At 66.1% G+C, this 2,137-nt stretch carries 1 protein-coding gene and 2 pseudogenes; 1 reads left to right on the top strand and 2 read right to left on the bottom strand.

Translation table 11 applies throughout. The annotated features are described in order from the left end of the window. Positions 1 to 155 precede the first annotated feature (155 nt). Positions 156 to 839: a uridine kinase family protein gene (locus WHI96_RS27500; protein ID WP_345643981.1), complete on the top strand. Its 684-nt coding sequence runs from the start codon at positions 156 to 158 to the stop codon at positions 837 to 839. Between the two features lie 439 nt (positions 840 to 1,278). Here WHI96_RS27500 and WHI96_RS27495 read toward each other — a convergent pair. Both WHI96_RS27495 and WHI96_RS27490 read right to left on the bottom strand, forming a co-directional pair. Next, a pseudogene (locus tag WHI96_RS27495) lies at positions 1,279 to 1,695 on the bottom strand (transposase); the annotation flags it as partial. Positions 1,696 to 1,732: 37 nt separating this feature from the next. Then, positions 1,733 to 2,011: pseudogene (locus WHI96_RS27490) on the bottom strand (integrase core domain-containing protein); the annotation flags it as partial. Positions 2,012 to 2,137: the final 126 nt, after the last annotated feature.

Genomic DNA, 2,137 nt, shown 5'->3' with positions numbered 1-2,137 from the left:
TCGTCACCACCGAAGCCGCACCGACCGGCAGCGAGGCACTCATGACAACCGAGGCAATAACCGCCTAGAATCCCGAACCAAGATCACGCGGAGTCGATCTCATACACCACTCCGCCGGACGTGACCGAACGGAGCCTGTGGGGCATGCTGGCTGCATGAGTCCCGATCGGGCAGCTGTGTCCGCGACAACCGGAGAAGGGCAGCGGTCAGAGGCCGCGCTGATCGCTCAAATGCGGCGACAGCTCACGGTCGGACAACGCCCGTTGTTCGTCGGGATCGACGGCCGCAGCGGAGCCGGAAAGTCGACCGTCGCAGCGAGAGTGTCGCAGGCGTTCGTGGAACCAGGCGATGCCACCGGCAGGGTGACCGTGATCGAGGGCGACGACTTCTACAGCGGTGGCAGCGCCGACACCTGGGACCGCAGAACCGCGTCGGAGAAAGCCGCCTTGGTGATCGACTGGCGTCGCCAGCGAGATGTCCTCGAACGACTTCGCCGAGACGGCGTTGCCGCGTGGCAGAGCTTCGACTGGGATGCCGAGGATTGGGACAGTGACAGCGTCCCGCTCGTAGCAACTCCCACGATCGCTCGGCCGGCGGCGATAGTCCTGCTCGAAGGTGCGTACAGCTGCAGACCCGAGCTGCATGACCTACTTGATCTACGGGTGCTACTCGATGTTCCGCACGCGATCCGTCGAAAGCGGCTGATCGATCGAGAAGGTGACGCGTACCGGTCTGACTGGGACGCACGCTGGTCGGCAGCTGAGGACTACTACTTCGACATCGTGATGTCTCCCGAGCGTTTCGACTTCGTGCTCAGTGACTGGCACATAGGCGAGTGAACCGTGTTGCGACCTGATCCGCACAGCTCGTGGACCGCAGGGACCTGTTCGTCCCGAAGCAACGGGGGCAGCGCCTCGACGTGCAACACCCCCCAGGCCAGCACGCTCACTCCGTCCGTCGACGTCCGTCGGATGCTGTTGTCGTGGCGGGCCGTTGTCAGGCAGTTGGTCAAGCAGACCGCCGTCGTCCTGCTGAGGCACCCTGAATCCGCGGAGGCAAGATTCACTCCTCCCGACGACGCTCAACGTTCGCCGTTGCCCCTCGTGCGCTGCACGGACTCGCTGCCGCATCTTCCACAGGCGACGGTCCGTTCTCGGGCTTCTACCGTTGCCTTCCGGGGGTTACCCGGGGTCGAGCCCGCTCCCCCGCACCTACTGAGTGGGCCACGTCCGCGGAGGAGGTGTATAAGATCGACTCCGCGTGATCTTGGTGGGGAGTTTAGGCGGTCAGGGGCTCGGCTGTCACGGCCGGCTGGCCGGTGCCGGACTCGACGGTGACGATCCTGATCCGCGACTTCGCCAGGACCTCCAGGCCCATGTAGCGGCGGCCCTCGGTCCACTCGTCGCTCTGCTCGGCGAGCACGGCCCCGACGAGGCGGATCAGGGCGTCGCGGTCGGGGAAGATTCCGACCACGTCGGTGCGGCGGCGGATCTCCTTGTTCAGCCGTTCCTGGGGGTTGTTCGACCAGATCTGCCGCCAGATCTCGTGCGGGTAGCCGGTGAAGGCGAGCAGTTCCTCGCGGGCGTCGTCGAGATGCGCGGCGGCATCAGGGAACTTGGCGCTCAGCGCGTCGACGACGCGGTCGTACTGGGCGCGCACGGCGTCGGTGTCGGCCTGGTCGAAGATGGTGCGTACCTGGGTCGCCATGAACCGCCCCGGCGTGTCCGGAGAGCTATCGGGTTGAGTGCTCTGACTCGGGCTGGCCGATGTGTTGACGGTAGTGCGCGGCCTCCAGCTCGGCCGGGGGCAGGTCCGCGGCAGCGGAGTGCAGCCGTCGGTGGTTGAACCAGTCGACGTACTCGAGGGTGGCGATCTCGACCTGCTCGACCGTGCGCCACGGACCTCTCGGCTTGATCAGCTCGGTCTTGAACAGCCCGATCGTCGACTCCGCCAACGCGTTGTCATACGCGTCGCCCACCGACCCGACCGAGGGCGCCGCGCCGGCCGCGGCGGGTCACGTCCGGCGGAGTGGTGTATGAGATCGACTCCGCGTGATCTTGGTTCGGGATTCTAGGCGGTTATTGCCTCGGTTGTCATGAGTGCCTCGCTGCCGGTCGGTGCGGCTTCGGTGGTGACG

It is taken from the genome of Pseudonocardia tropica (assembly GCF_040105315.1).
Classification (GTDB): domain Bacteria; phylum Actinomycetota; class Actinomycetes; order Mycobacteriales; family Pseudonocardiaceae; genus Pseudonocardia; species Pseudonocardia alni.
The sequence above is the reverse complement of the archived record's forward strand: the minus strand, read 5'-3'. Positions and strand labels throughout refer to the sequence as shown.